Source organism: Streptomyces sp. SirexAA-E (assembly GCF_000177195.2).
In the GTDB taxonomy this organism is placed as follows: Bacteria; Actinomycetota; Actinomycetes; order Streptomycetales; family Streptomycetaceae; genus Streptomyces; species Streptomyces flavovirens.
In genome coordinates this window covers 5,705,564-5,721,490 of record NC_015953.1, presented here as the reverse complement: position 1 = coordinate 5,721,490, position 15,927 = coordinate 5,705,564, and the positions used below count along the sequence as shown (strand labels likewise).

The 15,927-nt window shown below is 72.8% G+C and carries 13 protein-coding genes; 3 read left to right on the top strand and 10 right to left on the bottom strand.

Going from position 1 to position 15,927, the window contains the following annotated elements; all coding sequences use genetic code 11:
* Window positions 1-434 precede the first annotated feature (434 nt).
* The 3 genes from SACTE_RS25445 to SACTE_RS25435 all read left to right on the top strand — a co-directional run bounded on the left by SACTE_RS25445 (window position 435) and on the right by SACTE_RS25435 (window position 3,218).
* Complete coding sequence (locus SACTE_RS25445) at window positions 435-1,568, top strand: FAD-dependent monooxygenase (RefSeq protein WP_014048886.1); 1,134 nt, start codon at window positions 435-437, stop codon at window positions 1,566-1,568.
* Window positions 1,569-1,685: 117 nt separating this feature from the next.
* Window positions 1,686-2,501 carry a GNAT family N-acetyltransferase gene (locus tag SACTE_RS25440; protein WP_014048885.1) on the top strand — a complete coding sequence of 272 codons (816 nt, stop codon included), beginning with the start codon at window positions 1,686-1,688 and terminating at the stop codon, window positions 2,499-2,501.
* Window positions 2,502-2,756: 255 nt separating this feature from the next.
* Complete coding sequence (locus SACTE_RS25435) at window positions 2,757-3,218, top strand: ATP-binding protein (RefSeq protein ID WP_014048884.1); 462 nt, start codon at window positions 2,757-2,759, stop codon at window positions 3,216-3,218.
* Here the strand turns inward: SACTE_RS25435 and SACTE_RS25430 are convergent.
* The 10 genes from SACTE_RS25430 to SACTE_RS25385 form a co-directional block, all read right to left on the bottom strand.
* On the bottom strand, window positions 3,169-4,650 hold the full coding sequence (locus tag SACTE_RS25430) for an amino acid permease (protein WP_014048883.1): 1,482 nt from the start codon (window positions 4,648-4,650) through the stop codon (window positions 3,169-3,171). The genes SACTE_RS25435 and SACTE_RS25430 overlap by 50 nt on opposite strands.
* A gap of 162 nt (window positions 4,651-4,812) precedes the next feature.
* The gene (gene argF, locus SACTE_RS25425) at window positions 4,813-5,856 is read right to left on the bottom strand and encodes an ornithine carbamoyltransferase (RefSeq protein WP_014048882.1); all 1,044 of its coding nucleotides are present in this window, start codon (window positions 5,854-5,856) and stop codon (window positions 4,813-4,815) included.
* A gap of 140 nt (window positions 5,857-5,996) precedes the next feature.
* Window positions 5,997-7,229, bottom strand: a complete 1,233-nt coding sequence (locus tag SACTE_RS25420) for an arginine deiminase (RefSeq protein ID WP_014048881.1) — start codon at window positions 7,227-7,229, stop codon at window positions 5,997-5,999.
* Between the two features lie 73 nt (window positions 7,230-7,302).
* Window positions 7,303-9,894, bottom strand: a complete 2,592-nt coding sequence (locus SACTE_RS25415; protein WP_014048880.1) for a polynucleotide kinase-phosphatase — start codon at window positions 9,892-9,894, stop codon at window positions 7,303-7,305.
* Window positions 9,891-11,417 (bottom strand): 3' terminal RNA ribose 2'-O-methyltransferase Hen1, encoded by a 1,527-nt coding sequence (locus tag SACTE_RS25410; RefSeq protein WP_014048879.1) that lies wholly within the window; start codon window positions 11,415-11,417, stop codon window positions 9,891-9,893. Before SACTE_RS25410 ends, SACTE_RS25415 begins: the two co-directional genes overlap by 4 nt.
* Window positions 11,418-11,460: 43 nt before the next feature.
* Window positions 11,461-12,387: a homocysteine S-methyltransferase gene (mmuM, locus tag SACTE_RS25405; RefSeq protein ID WP_014048878.1), complete on the bottom strand. Its 927-nt coding sequence runs from the start codon at window positions 12,385-12,387 to the stop codon at window positions 11,461-11,463.
* A 120-nt stretch (window positions 12,388-12,507) separates the two neighbouring features.
* Window positions 12,508-13,431 carry an LLM class F420-dependent oxidoreductase gene (locus SACTE_RS25400; RefSeq protein ID WP_014048877.1) on the bottom strand — a complete coding sequence of 308 codons (924 nt, stop codon included), beginning with the start codon at window positions 13,429-13,431 and terminating at the stop codon, window positions 12,508-12,510.
* Between the two features lie 121 nt (window positions 13,432-13,552).
* The gene (locus SACTE_RS25395; protein ID WP_014048876.1) at window positions 13,553-14,134 is read right to left on the bottom strand and encodes a DUF6099 family protein; all 582 of its coding nucleotides are present in this window, start codon (window positions 14,132-14,134) and stop codon (window positions 13,553-13,555) included.
* Window positions 14,135-14,293: 159 nt separating this feature from the next.
* Window positions 14,294-14,638: a nucleotide pyrophosphohydrolase gene (locus SACTE_RS25390; RefSeq protein WP_014048875.1), complete on the bottom strand. Its 345-nt coding sequence runs from the start codon at window positions 14,636-14,638 to the stop codon at window positions 14,294-14,296.
* A 23-nt stretch (window positions 14,639-14,661) separates the two neighbouring features.
* Complete coding sequence (locus tag SACTE_RS25385) at window positions 14,662-15,924, bottom strand: biotin transporter BioY (RefSeq protein WP_014048874.1); 1,263 nt, start codon at window positions 15,922-15,924, stop codon at window positions 14,662-14,664.
* Window positions 15,925-15,927 lie beyond the last annotated feature (3 nt).

Below are 15,927 nucleotides of genomic sequence, written 5' to 3'. Positions count from 1 at the left end.
CCGGCCGGGCCGCCCGGCACCTCACCGGGCGCCCGCCTTCGGGCGGCGGCACCACGCGGCTCGGGCCGGGCACCGCCGGGCACTCCGGTAGCTCACGGTGATTCCGCCGCCGCGGGGCCCTCGGGCCTGCCCCAGGCGCCGGGCCACACCTGCGTGGACGGTGGGGGCGCACCGCGTTGGTGGACGGTGGGGGCGCACCGCGTTGTACGCGTGAGCCCACTTTCTCTTCAGTTTTCACCGTGGCTAGCATCCACGTGGCCGAGTTCTCAACGTCACCGACCGATCATCATCCGGCACCAGCGTCGCCGGGAACGCTTCTGGTCCATGGGGGACGACCTGGTCGACCACCTGATGAGCCTGCCCGCGGCGGTCGGCTGACCGGCGCCCGCTCCCGCCCTCCGCTTCCTCATCCTTCTCGCCTGGAGAGATCCGATATGACAACCCCTCTGCGTGTCCTGGTCCATGGCGGCGGCATCGGCGGACTGACCCTCGCCGTCGCGCTCGCCCAGCGCGGGCACACCGTCGAGATCGCCGAAGTCCGTGACGAACTGGACGCTCTCGGCGTCGGCATCATCCAGCCGTCCAACGCCCTCCACGTGATGCGTGAGATCGGCGTGCTCGACGCGTGCGTCGCGGCCGGCTTCGAGTGGGAGGTGCTGACCATCTGCGACCCGGCCGGCGCCACCCTCGCCAGGATCCCGCAGCCGCGGATGGACGACGCCCCCTCCAACAACGGGATACCGCGCCCGGCCCTGGCCGAGGTACTGGGCGAGGCCGCCCGGGCGGCGGGGGCAACGATCCGCTTCGGTACGACGATCACCGAGCTGTCCGACGACGGCTCCGGCGCAGAGGTGACCCTGTCCGACGGTTCGTCGGCCCGCTGGGACCTGGTCGTCGGCTTCGACGGCATCGGCTCGCCGCTGCGGACCCGGCTCTACGGCGACCGCTTCACGCCCGAGTACACCGGCTTCGCCAACTGGCGTGTCACCGTGCCCCGGCAGCCCGAGGTCCGGGGCGTCGTCATGAGCACCGGCAACCACGCCGCCAAGGCGCTGCTCACCCCGATCACGGACGAGCTGATGTACCTGGGCGCGGTCTTCGCCGAGGAGCCCGGCTTCCGCCCGGACCCGGAGCGTGCGCACGAGCAGCTCGCGGAGCGGCTCACCGCCTTCGGCGGGCCGGTCGCCGAGGCGCTCTCGCACGTCAAGGACCCCGACGCCGTCGTCCACTCGCGCATCTCCCAGGTCACGGTGGATGAGCCCTGGCACGTCGGCCGGGTCGTCCTCGCCGGTGACGCCGCGCACGCGAGCACCCCGCACCTCGCCCAGGGTGCGGCGATGGCGGTGGAGGACGCCCTCGTCCTGGCGCGGTCGCTGGACGTCGAGGAGGACGTGGCCGCCGCGCTCGCCGCGTGGGAGGCCCGCCGCCGTCCGCGCGCCATGTTCGTGCAGAACCTGTCGCGGGCGATCCTCAAGGAGGAGATGGGCGCGGCGACGACCCCCGAGGAGGACGAGCTCCTGAAGATCGGTATCCCCGGCGCCGCCCACGTGCTGGTCAAGCCCTACTGATAGCCCTCGTTCTCCCGCACCCGGGGGCGGCGGACGCGTGACGCGTCCGCCGCCCCGGCCTCGTCGTACCGCGCCCGTCCGGGTGCCCGGCGACCGCCCGGTCCGGGAGGATGAGGCATGACGTGGACCTTCACCGACGACGTGGGCGTGTTCCTGGACGCCGCCGGGCCCTCGCCCGCCGCCCGCCCCGTCGAGAACACCCTGCTGCTCACCGTCACGGCGACCCTCGCGCGCCACGGCCCGCACGCGTACGGCGAGGCCGCGCCGGTGCTCGGCTGGTGGCGCGGGGCGGACGGCGAGGTCGGGGGGACGCTGGTGCGGACGCCGCCGCACCCGGCGGTCCTGGGCACGGTGGCCCCCCAGGCGATCGGTCCGCTGCTGGACGCCTGCCCGCTGCCCGTGGTCAACGCGGACCGGGCGACGGCCGAGGCGCTGACCGCGCGTCACGGCGGGCGGGTCGACGCCGGGCACCGGCTGTACCGCCTCGACGTGCTGGTCCCTCCTCCTCCGGTCCCCGGCCTCCCGCGGGTGGCCACCGCGGCCGACCGGGCCCTGCTGGTCGCCTGGGTGCGGGCCTTCGGCGCGGAGACGGGTCAGCCGGGCGCCGGGGCCGAGCGGCTGGTGGACGATCGGCTGGGGCACGGCGGGCTGACGCTGTGGGAGGCCGGAGGCCTGCCGGTGTCGATGGCGGGCGTCTCCCGGCCGGTCGCGGGCACGGTCCGGGTCTCGGCCGTCTACACACCCCGGGAACACCGGGGTGCGGGGTACGCGGCGGCGGTGACGGCGGAGGTGAGCCGGGCGGCCCGCGAGGCGGGCGCCGAGGAGGTGCTGCTCTTCGCGGACCTCGCCAACCCCACGAGCAACGGGGTGTACCGGCGTATCGGCTTCGAGGCCGTCTGCGACCGGCTGATCGTCACCCTGGCCCCCGCGTGACCAGGCACGGCCGCCGGTGAGGGTGTCGTGAGTCACAGGCGCGGGATAAACGATCCGTGAGACCGTGGTGGCGAAGGTCCCGTTTGTACCGGTCGGCAGCCTCTGTGCCCCGGCCTTCGCACTTCGTAGGGTTGGGCCCAGGTAGTCCTGCTTCAGTACTCCTGGTGCAGCAGTCCCGGTACGGCGGTTCCTGGAACAGCAGTGCCGGAACAGAGGTCCTGTGCAGGATGTCTCGCTCCCGAAGGAAACCCCGCCGTGCCGCCCGACGCCCCCGCCCCCTCGCCCTCACCGGCCTCCTGGCGTATCGCCCTGCCGCATTCCACGGCCGCCGTGCCGATCGCCCGCGCCCTCGTCCGTACGGCACTGGCGGACATCGAGGCGGCGGCGGACAGCGACACGGCCGAGCTGCTCACCGCCGAGCTGGTCGCCAACGCCGTGGAGCACACCGGCGGCGCGGGCCCGATCGAGCTGGTCGTCGAGCTCATGGCCACCGGCTGCCAGGTGGAGGTGCACGACCGCGATCCCGGCCCGCCCGGCGACCTGTCCCGGCCGGGTCCCGGCAGCGCGCCCGACCCCTGGCAGGAACACGGCCGGGGACTGCTGCTCATCCGCACGCTCAGCTCCGCCTGCGGTCACCGCACCACGGAGCACGGCAAGGCCGTCTGGTTCACGCTCCCGGCGATTCCGGCGCAGCTGGGTCCGTCGCCGCGGAGCTGACCAGCCGCGACCTGCCGCGCCCGTAGCAGGCGTAGATCAGCGCGCCGACGGCCAGGAAGACCGCGAACTGCACCCAGGTCGTCCAGCCCGTGCCGTACATCAGGTACAGGCAGAAGCCGACTCCCAGGACCGGGCTGAGCGGGTAGAGCGGGACCCGGAAGGACCGCTTGAGCTCGGGGTGGCCCCGGCGCAGGGCGATGACCGCGATGTTCACCACGGCCATGGTCGCGAGGGTGCCGATGGTCGTCAGGTTCACGACGACGTCGAGCGAGGAGAAGGCGGCCGGGAGCGCGAAGACGACCGCGACGATCCAGGTGTTGGCCACCGGGGTGTGCGTACGGGGTGAGACCCGCTCGAAGACCCGGGGGACCAGGCCGTCGCGGGACATCGACATCAGGATCCTGGTCTGGCCGTACATCACGGCGAGGACCACCGACGCGATCGCGACGACGGCGCCGAAGGCGATGATCCCGCCGCCGACGGACGAGTCGGTGACCTGGTCGACGACCAGCGAGAGGGCGGCCGGCTTCCCGGAGACGGCGTCCTCCCCCAGGGCGCCGATGGCGCCGAGGGCGACGGCGCAGTAGAGCAGGGTGACGAGCCCGATGCAGATCATGATCGCGATCGGGATGTTCCGCCGGGGGTTCTTGACCTCTTCGCCCGCCGTGGTGATGGCGTCGAACCCGATGTACGAGAAGAACGCCACCGACGCGCCCGCGGTGACCCCGGCGACCCCGTGCGAGGCGAACGGCGAGAGGTGCCCGTCCTCGAAGGCCGTGAAGGCGACGGCGCAGAACGCGACGAGGATGCCGATCTTCAGGACCGCCATCGCCGCCGTGGCGCCCGCGCTCTCCCGGATGCCGCGCACCAGCAGGGTGGCGGCCATCATGACCACGACGACCGCGGGCAGGTTGATCACACCCCCGTCACCGGGCCCAGCCGAGAGCGCCGCCGGCAGGTGGATGCCGATCAGACTGTCCAGCAGTTCGTTGACGTACTGGCTCCAGCCGACGGCGACCGCGGAGACCGAGACGCCGTACTCCAGCAGCAGACACCAGCCCACCAGGAAGGCGACGCGCTCGCCGAGGGTGGCGTAGGCGAACGAGTACGAGCTGCCGGACACCGGGATGGCGCCGCCGAGCTCGGCGAAGGAGAACGCCGTGAAGATGCAGGTGATCGCCGCGAGGACGAAGGAGACCACCACGGCGGGGCCCGCTTCGGCGACGCTGTCGGAGAGGCCGACGAAGATGCCGGTGCCGACGATCGCACCGACGCCGAAGCAGACCAGCTGGAAGAGCCCCATGGTGCGCTTGAGGCCGTGCCCTTCCAGGTCGGCGCCGGACTCGGCGAGCAGCAGGGCTGGACTCTTGACGCGCGCCCCCGGCCTGCGCGGCGGGCTCGCGGGGGGCGGGGTGTGGGGGGCCGGACTCATGCGGACGTTCTCTTCTCCGGTGCTGCGTGGGGGGGGGAGCGTCGACGGGCTGTGGGGGACGGCCCGTGAACGGGAAATGGGGTTCGGGCGTGCGAGCCCGAACCCCACCAAGTGGCACCATCGTAGCCACTCTCATGCATGTTCACCCAATCGGGCGCATTTTCATGCACTCGGGGCGGTGTCCCCGGCCGACGTCGTGCCGTCGTTCCCGGCGAGGGTGGCGACCAGGACGGCCTTGATCGTGTGCATGCGGTTCTCGGCCTCGTCGAAGACGACGGAGTGCGCGGATTCGAACACCTCGTCGGTGACCTCCAGCTCCTTCAGTCCGTGCTGGTCGTGGACCCCCTGGGCGATCTTCGTGCCGAGGTCGTGGAAGGCCGGCAGGCAGTGCATGAACTTCACCGCGTCGTTGCCGCTGGCGCGCAGGACGTCCATGGTCACGGCGTACGGCGCGAGGGCGGCGATGCGCTCGCCCCAGACCTCCTTGGGCTCGCCCATGGAGACCCAGACGTCGGTGGCGACGAAGTCGGCGCCCCGGACACCCTCGTCGATGTCCTCGGTGAGGGTGATGCGCGCCCCGCTGGTTCCGGCGAGCTCGCGGGCCCGGTCCACGACCTCCTTCGCCGGCCAGTAGGCGGCGGGGGCGACGATCCGGACGTCCATGCCGAGCAGGGCACCGGTGACGAGGTAGGAGTTGCCCATGTTGAAGCGGGCGTCGCCGAGGTAGGCGTAGGCGATCCGCTCCAGCGGCTTCTCGCTGTGCTCGGTCATCGTCAGGATGTCGGCGAGCATCTGCGTGGGGTGCCAGGCGTCGGTGAGCCCGTTGAAGACCGGGACCCCGCTGTACGCGGCGAGCTCCTCCACCACCTGCTGGCTGTCGCCCCGGTACTCGATGCCGTCGAACATCCGCCCGAGCACCCGGGCCGTGTCCTTCACCGACTCCTTGTGCCCCATCTGGGAGCCCGAGGGATCGAGATAGGTGGTGGAGGCCCCCTGGTCGGCGGCGGCCACCTCGAAGGCGCAGCGGGTGCGCGTGGAGGTCTTCTCGAAGATCAGCGCGATGTTCTTGCCGCGCAGCCGCCGCACCTCCCGGCCCGCCTTCTTGGCGGCCTTGAGCTCGGCGGACAGGGCGACCAGGCCGCGGAATTCCTCGGCCGTGAAGTCCAGCTCCTTGACGAAGTGGCGGCCTGCGAGGTCGTTGGCCATGGTGGCTGCTCCTGGGTCTGGCTCGGCATGCGTGCCGCGTACGGTGACGCTGGAAGTCTATACGAGGGACCGCATCGCTATACAGACCCGGGGTGCTCTCTTCGTGGGCCCCGGGGCCGGCCGCCCTGCCGCCGCCCCGGTCACACCGGGTCGCGGACCACCGGGCAGCTCATGCAACGGGGGCCGCCCCGGCCACGGCCCAGTTCACTGCCCCGGATCTCGATGACCTCGATGCCCTCGCGGCGCAGATGGCTGTTGGTCGTGGCATTGCGCTCGTAGGCGACGACCACCCCCGGCTCCACGGCGAGGACGTTGCAGCCGTCGTCCCACTGCTCGCGCTCGGCGGCGTGGACGTCCTGGGTGGCGGTGAGCACCCGGATACCGTCCAGTCCCAGCGCGGCGGCGATGGCCCGGTGCATGTGCTCCGGCGGGTGGTCGGTGACCTTCAGCTCCCGGGGTCCGCTGCCGGGCTCGATCGTGTAGGAGCGGAGCATGCCGAGCCCGGCGTACTGGGTGAAGGTGTTCTCGTCGATCATCGTCATGACCGTGTCGAGGTGCATGAAAGCGCGGCGCTTGGGCATGTCGAGGGCCACGATCGTCCGTGCCGACCCGGCGTCGAAGAGGCCCCGCGCGAGCATCTCCACGGCCTGCGGGGTGGTGCGTTCGCTCATCCCGATGAGGACAGCGCCCCGGCCGATGACCAGGACGTCGCCGCCCTCGATGGTCGACGGGTAGTCGTCCTGGCCCTGTGACCAGTGGTGGAAGACACCCGCCTCGGGTCCGGTGAACAGCGGGTGGTGCCGGTAGATCGCCTCGAAGTGGACGGTCTCGCGCTGCCTGGCGGGCCAGCGCATCGCGTTGATGGACACCCCGTCGTAGATCCAGGCGGAGGTGTCCCGGGTGAAGAGGTGGTTGGGCAGCGGGTCGAGGAGGAAGTCGTCCAGGTCCATGACGTGGAAGCGGACCGAGGTCGGCTCGGCGTGCCGCTCCAGGAACTCCCGCTTGGTCATCCCGCCGACCAGGGCCTCGGCCAGTTCCTCGGCGGGCAGCTCGTCGAACACGGCGCGCAGGTGCTCGGTGGCGAGCGGGCCGTACGCCTTCTCGTCGAAGACCCGGTCGAGCACGAGCCGCCGGGCCGCCGGGATGCCGAGCGACTCGCGGAGCAGGTCACCGAAGAGGTGCACCTCCACGCCGCGGTCGCGCAGCACACCGGCGAAGCCGTCGTGTTCCTCCCTGGCCCGGCGCACCCACAGCACGTCGTCGAAGAGGAGCGCGTCCTTGTTGCTCGGGGTGAGCCGCTTGAGCTCCAGATCGGGGCGGTGCAGGATGACGCGGCGCAGCCGCCCGGCCTCGGAGTCGACATGGAATCCCATATCTCCATCCTCACCACACGGCGCGCCGTTCACCCCGCGAATCGCCCGCCAGTTGTCCGTCCCGTCCTCCGGCTCACAGCCGGGGGTCGACGGGCTCCGATTCGAGGGCCAGCACCGCGAACACCGCCTCGTGGACCCGCCACAGCGGCTCCCCGTCGGCCAGCCGGTCCAGCGCCTCCAGGCCCAGGGCGTACTCGCGCAGGGCCAGCGACCGCTTGTGGCCGAGGAACCGGGACCGCAGCCGCTCCAGATTCTCCGGCCGGGTGTACTCCGGGCCGTAGATGATCCGCAGGTACTCCCGGCCGCGCACCTTGATGCCGGGCTGGACGAGCCGGCCCCCGGCGTCCCGTACAAGGGCGCCGAGCGGCTTGACGACCATGCCCTCACCGCCGCGCCCCGTCATCTCCAGCCACCAGTCGGTGCCGGAGCGCACGGAGGCCTCGTCCCCCGTGTCGACCACGAGGCGCCGGGTGACCTGGAGCAGCCCGGTCGGGTCGTGCTCCACCAGGCGGTCCAGCCAGGCCAGCTGCTCGTCGTGGGGTACGGCGGCCAGCGAGCGGCCCTGGACGGCGAGGATCTGGAACGGCGCGATCCGGACCCCGTCGAGCTCCTCGGTGTCCCAGCAGTAACGGCGGTAGGCGTCCGTGAAGGCCGCCGCGTCCACCACGCGCTCCCGCTGCCGGGCGGCCAGGGCACCGACGTCCACACCCCTGGCCGCCGCGGCGGCCAGGGCCTCGCCCGCCACGGGCAGGACGGCGCCGGACGCCGCCCCCACCGCCGCGTACTGCGAGCGCAGCAGCCCGCCCGCCTTGAGGGACCAGGGCATCAGCTCGGCGTCCAGCAGGACCCAGTCGGTGTCCCACTCCTCCCAGAGCCCCGCCGCCGTCACCGCGGTGCGGAGCCGGTCGAGGACCGTCTCGGTGAGGGCCGCGTCGTCCAGGAACGGCCGCCCGGTGCGGGTGTACAGGGCGCCGGTGGGGCCTCCCGCACCGCCGGCGGCGTGGGGGGCGCCCCCGGTGCCGAAGCGCGCACGGGCCGCGTCCGCGTCCCGGCAGACCAGGGCCACGGCGCGGGAGCCCATGTGCTTCTCCTCGCACACGACCCGGGTGACGCCGTCGGCCCGGTACTGCGCGAACGCCTCCGCCGGGTGCTCCAGGTACCCCTTCTCGCGCGAGGTGGCGGTCGGGGCCATGGTCGGCGGGAGGTAGGCCAGCAGTCTCGGGTCGACGGCGAACCGGCTCATCACCTCCAGCGCCGCCGCCGCGTTCTCCTCGCGCACCGCGACACGGCCCATGTGACGGGTCTCCACGGTCCGGCGGCCCTGCACGTCGGCGAGGTCCAGCGGCCGGCCTTCCCGGCCTCCGGGCGCCTCCGTGGTCAGCGGCTTGACCGGCTCGTACCAGACCCGCTCGGCCGGTACGTCGACGATCTCGCGCTCCGGCCAGCGCAGCGCGGTCATCCTGCCGCCGAAGACCGCACCGGTGTCCAGGCACAGGGTGTTGTTGAGCCAGGACGCGGTGGGCGTGGGGGTGTGTCCGTAGACCACGGCGGCGCGGCCCCGGTACTCCTCGGCCCACGGGTAGCGCACGGGCAGGCCGAACTCGTCGGTCTCGCCGGTCGTGTCGCCGTACAGCGCGTGTGAACGGACCCGGCCGGAGGTGCGGCCGTGGTACTTCTCGGGCAGCCCCGCGTGGCAGACGACCAGCTTGCCCCCGTCCAGGACGTAGTGGCTGACCAGTCCGTCGATGAACTCCGCGACCTCCTTGCGGAACTCGGGGTGCTCGGCGTCCTCCCGCTCCAGCTGCTCGACGGTCTCGGCCAGCCCGTGGGTGTGCTGGACCTTGCGTCCCTCGAGGTAACGGCCGAGCTTGTTCTCGTGGTTGCCGGGGACGCAGAGGGCGTTGCCCGCGGCCACCATGGACATGACGCGGCGCAGCACACCGGGGCTGTCGGGACCCCGGTCGACGAGGTCGCCGACGAAGACGGCGGTACGCCCCTCGGGGTGCGCGCCGTCCACGTACCCCAGCTTGCCGAGCAGGGTGTCCAGCTCGGAGCTGCAGCCGTGGATGTCGCCCACGATGTCGAAGGGGCCGGAGAGGTGGCGGAGGTCGTTGTAGCGGCGCTCCAGGACGATCTCGGCGGCGGCGACCTCCTCCTCGCCACGCAGGACGTGCACCTTGCGGAAGCCCTCCCGCTCCAGTCCGCGCAGGGAGCGGTGCAGTTCACTGCGGTGGCGCCGGACGACGTGGCGGGGCATCCCCGCCCGGTCGGGGCGCTGCGCGTTGCGCGCGAGGCAGACCTCCTCCGGCACGTCCAGCACGATGGCGATGGGCAGCACGTCATGCTCACGGGCCAGCCGTACGAGCTGCTTGCGGCTCTCCGACTGGACGTTGGTGGCGTCGACGACGGTGAGCCGTCCGGCGGCCAGGCGCTTGCCGGCGATGTGGTGCAGGACGTCGAAGGCGTCCTTGCTGGCGCTCTGGTCGTTCTCGTCGTCGGCGACCAGGCCCCGGCAGAAGTCCGAGGAGATGACCTCGGTGGGCTTGAAGTGGGCGCGGGCGAAGGTGGACTTGCCCGATCCGGTGGCGCCGATGAGCACGACGAGGGACAGGTCGGTCACCGGCAGCCTGCGCGTGGCGCCGGTCGTGCGGGGGGTGGTGGTCATGCCGCCTTCGCCTCCTTCGTCTTCTCGCCGGACTCCCGGTCCGTCCTGCCGTGCGTCTTCCCGTGCGTCTTCTCGGTGTCCGCCGCAGCCGTCGTGAACACGGCCATCTGCGTGGGCGGCCCCACCTCCGGGTCGTCGGGGCCGACCGGGAGGAAGTCCACCTCGTAGCCGTGGCGGCCGGCCACCTGCCGTGCCCAGGCGCCGAACTCCGCCCGGGTCCATTCGAAGCGGTGGTCACCGTGGCGGACGTGTCCGGCCGGAAGCGTCTCCCAGCGGACGTTGTACTCGACGTTCGGGGTGGTCACCAGGACCGTCCGGGGGCGGGCGGCACCGAACACGGCGTACTCCAGGGCGGGCAGCCGCTCCAGGTCGAGGTGCTCGATCACCTCGCTGAGCACCGCAGCGTCGTACCCCTTGAGCTGACGGTCGGTGTAGGAGAGCGAACCCTGGCGGAGCGTGACACGGCCGGCCTGGCGCTCCCCCATCCTGTCGAGCTTCAGCCGGCGCGCGGCGACGGTCAGGGCGCGCATCGACACATCGACCCCGACGATCTCCGTGAAGCGCGCGTCCTTGAGCAGCGCCTGCACCAACTGGCCCTGTCCGCAGCCGAGGTCCAGCACCCGGGCGGCCCCGGCGGAGCGCAGCGCCGTCAGGATCGCCTCACGGCGCCGCTCGGCCAGCGGTACCGGCCTCTCCTCCGTGTCGGTGGTCTCGTCCACCGCGTTGTCGAGGCTCTCCACCTCCAGGTCGTCGGACTCGGCCAGCCGCACCAGTTCGAGCCGCTCCATCGCCTGCCGGGTCAGGCCCCAGCGCCGGGAGAGGTAGCGGCTGGTGATGAGCTTCTGCTCGGGGTGGCCGGCCAGCCAGCCCTCGCCGGCCCGCAGCAGCTTGTCCACCTCGTCGGGCGCGACCCAGTAGTGCTTGGCGTCGTCGAGCACCGGCAGGAGCACGTACAGCTGACGGAGCGCGTCCACGAGCCTCATCTCCCCCTCCAGCACGAGCCGTACATAACGCGAGTCGCCCCACTGGGGGAACCGCTCGTCCAGCGGTACGGCCACGGCATCCACCCGGGCCCATCCCAGCGGCCCGAAGAGCCCCCGGGCCAGCTCGACCCCGCCGCGGGCCGGGAGGGCGGGCACCTCCACTCGCAGCGGCAACGACTCCTGGACCCGGTCCGGCAGGGCCCGGCAGACCCCGTTGAGCGCGGACTTGAAGACCGCGGCCATGGCGACCGAAAGCAGCGAGGACGCGGCGTACGGACGGTCGTTGACGTACTGCGCGAGCGCCGCGTCCGGGGCGCCGCCCCGGCCCTTGCCCTTGCCGCGCCGCACGAGCGCCACGGGATCCACTTCGAGGAGCAGCGCGGCCGTGCACCGCTCTTCGGACGCCTCCGGGTAGAAGACGTGCGCGGTGCCGTGCGAGGTGGAGAACGCCTGCGCCTTCCCGGGGTGCTTGTGCAGCAGGAATCCGAGATCGGTGGCGGGGCGTTCAGGGCTGCCGGTCGTGCTGATCGTCAGGAACACGCGTCCGAGTATGGTCTTCCGTCCCGTCCCCCACCAGGCATTTTCACGGTCCCGACGAAGCCAGTGCGGCGGCCAGCCCGCTGATGCCGGACGGCCCCACCCGGCAGCAGCCTCCGACCAGCCGGGCCCCCGCCCGCCGCCAGCCGCCGGCCCGGGCCGCGTCGAAGGTGCCCTGCCCGGCCCACCCCCGGGCCGCCGCGTCCCAGATCTCGCCGCTGTTGGGGTAGACCACGACCGGTTTCCCGGTCACGGCGGCCGCCACCTCCACCGCGCGGTCCGCGTCAGCCGGATCGCAGCAGTTGACCCCTACGGCCACCACCTGGTCCTCGCCCGCCGCCAGAGCGAAGGCGTCGGCCAGCGGCTGACCGGCCCGGGTACGCTCCCCCGCCACCGTGTACGAGAGCCAGACCGGCAGCCCGCAGCCCCGCACGGCCCCGAGCATCGCCTCGGCCTCGTCGGTGTCCGGCACCGTCTCCAGCGCCAGCGCGTCGGGGGCCGCCTCGGCCAGCGCCTCGATCCTGGGGCGGTGGAAGCGCTCCAGCTCCCGGACCGTCAGACCGTAGCGGCCGCGGTATTCGCTGCCGTCGGCGAGCATCGCCCCGTACGGCCCGACGGACGCGGCGACCCACACCTCTCTGCCGCTCCGCCCGGCGGCACGGCGGGCCAGCTCCACGCTGCCGGCCATCAGCTCCGCCGCCCCCTCCCGCCCGATGCCGCGCCGCTCGAACCCATCGAACGTGGCCTGGTAGCTGGCGGTGATGAGCACCTGGGCACCGGCCCGGACGTACGCGGCGTGGGCGGCCTCGATCTGCTGGGGCGCGTCCGCCAGCAGCCGGGCCGACCACAGCGCGTCGGACAGGTCGCACCCCTGCGCCCGCAACTGGTTGGAGAGGCCGCCGTCCAGCACGAGGGTCTCCCCTGCGGCCAGTACGCCGGGGAGCGTACGCGCCGGAATCCGGTCGGCACGCACAGCTGCCGCTCCTTCCCCTGAGGCTTCTGTGAACGGTCCGGGTCCCGGTCCGGGCGCCCTGCCGGGGCCCGGACCGGTGACGACCGGCTCGGCTCACCCGGAGCCGGAGCCGGGCGACGCTCAGCTCAGCTGCGACTGGACCTGCGAGGAGATCAGTTCCAGGTGGTCCAGGTCGTCCAGGTCCAGGACCTGGAGGTAGATCCGGGACGATCCGATGGCGGCGTACCGGCCGATCTTGTCGACCACCTCGGCGGGCGAGCCGGCGAGTCCGTTCGCCCGGAGGTCCTCGACCTCACGGCCGATGGCGGACGCACGGCGTGCCACCTCCTCGTCGTTCCTCCCGACGCAGACCACCAGGGCGTTGGAGTACACCAGGTCGTCCGGCGCGCGGCCGGCAGCCTTGGCCGCGTCCTTGACCCGGCCGAACTGCTTCTCGCTGTCCTCGAGGGAAGCGAAGGGGATGTTGAACTCGTCCGCGTACTGCGCGGCGAGCCGCGGGGTGCGGACGGCACCGTGTCCGCCGATCAGGATCGGCACCTTGGGCTGGGCCGGCTTGGGCAGCGCGGGCGAGTCGGTGAGCTGGTAGAACGCGCCGTCGTAGCTGAAGGTCTTGCCGACCTCGGTCCCCCACAGGCCCGTGACGATGGCCAGCTGCTCCTCCAGCCGCCCGAACTTCTCCTTCGGGAACGGGATGCCGTACGCCTTGTGCTCCTCCTCGAACCAGCCCGCGCCCAGGCCCAGCTCGACCCGGCCGCCGGACATCTGGTCGACCTGGGCCACCTGGATGGCCAGGACGCCGGGCAGACGGAACGTGCCAGCCGTCATCAGGGTGCCGAGACGGATGCGCTTGGTCTCGCGGGCCAGCCCCGCGAGGGTGATCCACGCGTCGGTGGGGCCGGGCAGTCCGTCGCCGGAGCCCATGCGGAGATAGTGGTCGGACCGGTAGAAGGCGTCGAAGCCGAGGTCCTCGGTGGCCTTGGCCACGCTGAGCAGGGTGTCGTAGCTCGCCCCTTGCTGGGGCTCGGTGAAGATTCGAAGATCCATGCCTCCATCCTGCACCTTCGAAACCGCCGACCGGCCCCCTCCCCTCCTTCCCTCGTCCGTCGTGGCGGCGGGTTCCCTCCTCCGTCGTGGCGGTGGGCGGGGCGGCCCCGGGCCGCCCGGCTCATGAGGTGACCGGCCACGACTCCGCCCGGCCCCGGAGCGCCTCGCCGGGACCGGCACGCTCATGCCCCTGCTCCCGCTCACGGCAGGGGCCGTCCTCGCAGTCCTGCTCGTGTGCGTGCGCCGACTCGAACCCGTGGTCGGGGGGCAGCTCCGCGAGCCGTCGCAGCATGCCGTGCACCCGGTCCACCGACTCGTCGACCGCGTCTATCGCCTCGATGCACTGCCAGTACAGCCCGTCCTCCGTGTCGCAGGCGATGCCCACGAGTGCGATCCCCACCTCACCGAGAAGGCACCCCAGCGCCGTCAATGCCGCCCGGGCGTCGACGACTTCGGTGAGGAGGGACGCCCGCACCTCGCCAGCCGGAACCACCGGGTGGTCGATCGCCATGGTGCCCGGCACGCCGATCTCACCGAGCTCGCGCGCCTCGGCCCGCACCTCCGCCGGCCCGCAGCGCGCCAGTCGGCCTCCGATCGTCCGGGCGAGAGCCTGGGCCTGCCACGCCTCCGCCATGACGGCGGGAGCCCCCCGGCTCCCCGCGAGGGCTCGCCTGCCCGCCTCGATCAGCCGCTCCGCTTCCATGTGATTCCCCCGTCGCCTCCGCCGTCCGCGCGATCCCCGCCGCCGAACGCGCCGGGAACCCCGCTCACTTCTTTCATTACCCACAGTGAGCTGCGCGCCACCGGAAAGCCAGAGGAAATCGGTAATCTGTGGACAGGGAGCTGATTGTGGATAAGTCGATCACTCCGAAGAGTGACGATGTGGGGAAGCTGTGGGGTCCGGTACGGGAAAACGCGTCTCGTTCCGCTCGATCTTGGCGGCCAGCGCCGCCAGCGGATCGATGCCGAGCACCTCGCAGAACTGCAGCAGATACGCCAGGACGTCCGCCACCTCGTCCTCGACCCGGTGCGCCGTACCGGCGTCCTCCATCACCCGCGCCGACTGCTCGGGGGTCAGCCACTGGAAGATCTCCAGGAGTTCGGATGCCTCCACGCTCAGCGCGGCCGCCAGGTTCTTGGGCGTGTGGTACCGGCCCCAGTCCCGGGCCGCCGCGAAGTCGGCCAGCCTCCGACGCAGTTCCGTCACTTCCCGTCCCGCGCCATGATCCGTCACGGTGTCAGGTCTACCACCGAGACGCCGGTGGTCGCACGGGCCGCCTCCGCGGTGGCCTCCGTGACCGTACCCAGGACCCGCATGTGCCCACCCGCGCAGATCGAGGCCGCCAGCGCCAGCAACTCCCGCGTCTGCCGGGCGTCCATGCTCCGGTCGAACCCGTCGGCCAGGACCGTCAGCGCCTGCATCGCCGCGGGCACCTCCGCCGCCGGTTCCACCACCAGCACGTGCGGGCCGGTCAGCAGGACCAGGGCGAGGGCGAGATAGCGCAGTTCGCCGTCGCCGAGCCGCCCGAGGGGCGTGCTGTGCCCGGGACCGCGGACGACCCGGGCCAGCACCGTGCCGTCCGCCCGGCAGTCGACGCCCAGCCCGGTCACCGGGCCGGCGCACCCGGCGTCGGCGGTGGCCACCAGCCGGGCGTGCCGCTGTGCGCACTGGCTGTGGGTGCGGTGGAGCACATCGGCGAGGTTGTCGCAGGACGACGTGAGCCGCCCCTCGCCGACCGGCACGGCGCCCCGCATCCCCCGCGGCAGAGGGTCGCAGGCGAAGGCCGACCGCAGAGCCACCACCACCTGCTCCGCCGCCGCCAGCACCCGCAGCTCACCCTCGGTGGTGCCCGCCAGCCGCAGGGGAAGCAGCGCGGTGGCGAGCCGGTCGTCGGGGAAGGGGGCCCGGGTGACGGCGACCGTGCCCGCCGTGTGCCAGGCGGCCTGCACGACGGACCGGCGCGGATCGCGCAGCGCCGTGTCCAGCAGCCTCTCGCCGCGGCGCGACAGCCGCTCGCCGACGACGCGGAGCACCGGCTCGGCCTGGACGGCCACTTCGAGCGTCACCGGCCCGGCCGGACCGTCCACGGTGCAGCCGAGCCGGAACCCCCGCCGCCCCTGGGCATCGGCACCGGACCGTTCGGGCACCCAGGCCGCCGGGTCGGAGAACACCTCCTCCAGCGGGTCGCCCGCGGCGAGCCGGGCCAGGGCCTCGTACCCGCACAGGGCCGTCGACTTCCCGCTGCCGCTCGCGCCGGTGAGCAGCGTGAACGGGCCGAGCGGGACGACGGTACGCCGGTGCGACGCGAAGGAGCCGAGCCGCAGCTCACTGACGACGGGACGGGCCGCGCCCCCGGGTGGGGGCGCCGGGGCCGTGGACGGGGCCGTCGCGTAGGGGCGCGGTGCCGGCAGCGGGGCCGAACGCCCCGTGGGGATCACAGTCATGAGCGGACCGTACGCACGCCGGTGACCGGCGAACCGTTCCGTCCGCACGAC

Bases quoted from the DNA above. Each gene is read 5' to 3' on its own strand.
- SACTE_RS25400 (WP_014048877.1), bottom strand. From the start codon at position 13,431: ATGGATCTTCGAATCTTCACCGAGCCCCAGCAAGGGGCGAGCTACGAC.
- SACTE_RS25440 (WP_014048885.1), top strand. From the start codon at position 1,686: ATGACGTGGACCTTCACCGACGACGTGGGCGTGTTCCTGGACGCCGCC.
- SACTE_RS25415 (WP_014048880.1), bottom strand. From the start codon at position 9,894: ATGACCACCACCCCCCGCACGACCGGCGCCACGCGCAGGCTGCCGGTG.
- SACTE_RS25395 (WP_014048876.1), bottom strand. From the start codon at position 14,134: ATGGAAGCGGAGCGGCTGATCGAGGCGGGCAGGCGAGCCCTCGCGGGG.
- SACTE_RS25430 (WP_014048883.1), bottom strand. From the start codon at position 4,650: ATGAGTCCGGCCCCCCACACCCCGCCCCCCGCGAGCCCGCCGCGCAGG.
- SACTE_RS25420 (WP_014048881.1), bottom strand. From the start codon at position 7,229: ATGGGATTCCATGTCGACTCCGAGGCCGGGCGGCTGCGCCGCGTCATC.
- SACTE_RS25445 (WP_014048886.1), top strand. From the start codon at position 435: ATGACAACCCCTCTGCGTGTCCTGGTCCATGGCGGCGGCATCGGCGGA.
- argF (WP_014048882.1), bottom strand. From the start codon at position 5,856: ATGGCCAACGACCTCGCAGGCCGCCACTTCGTCAAGGAGCTGGACTTC.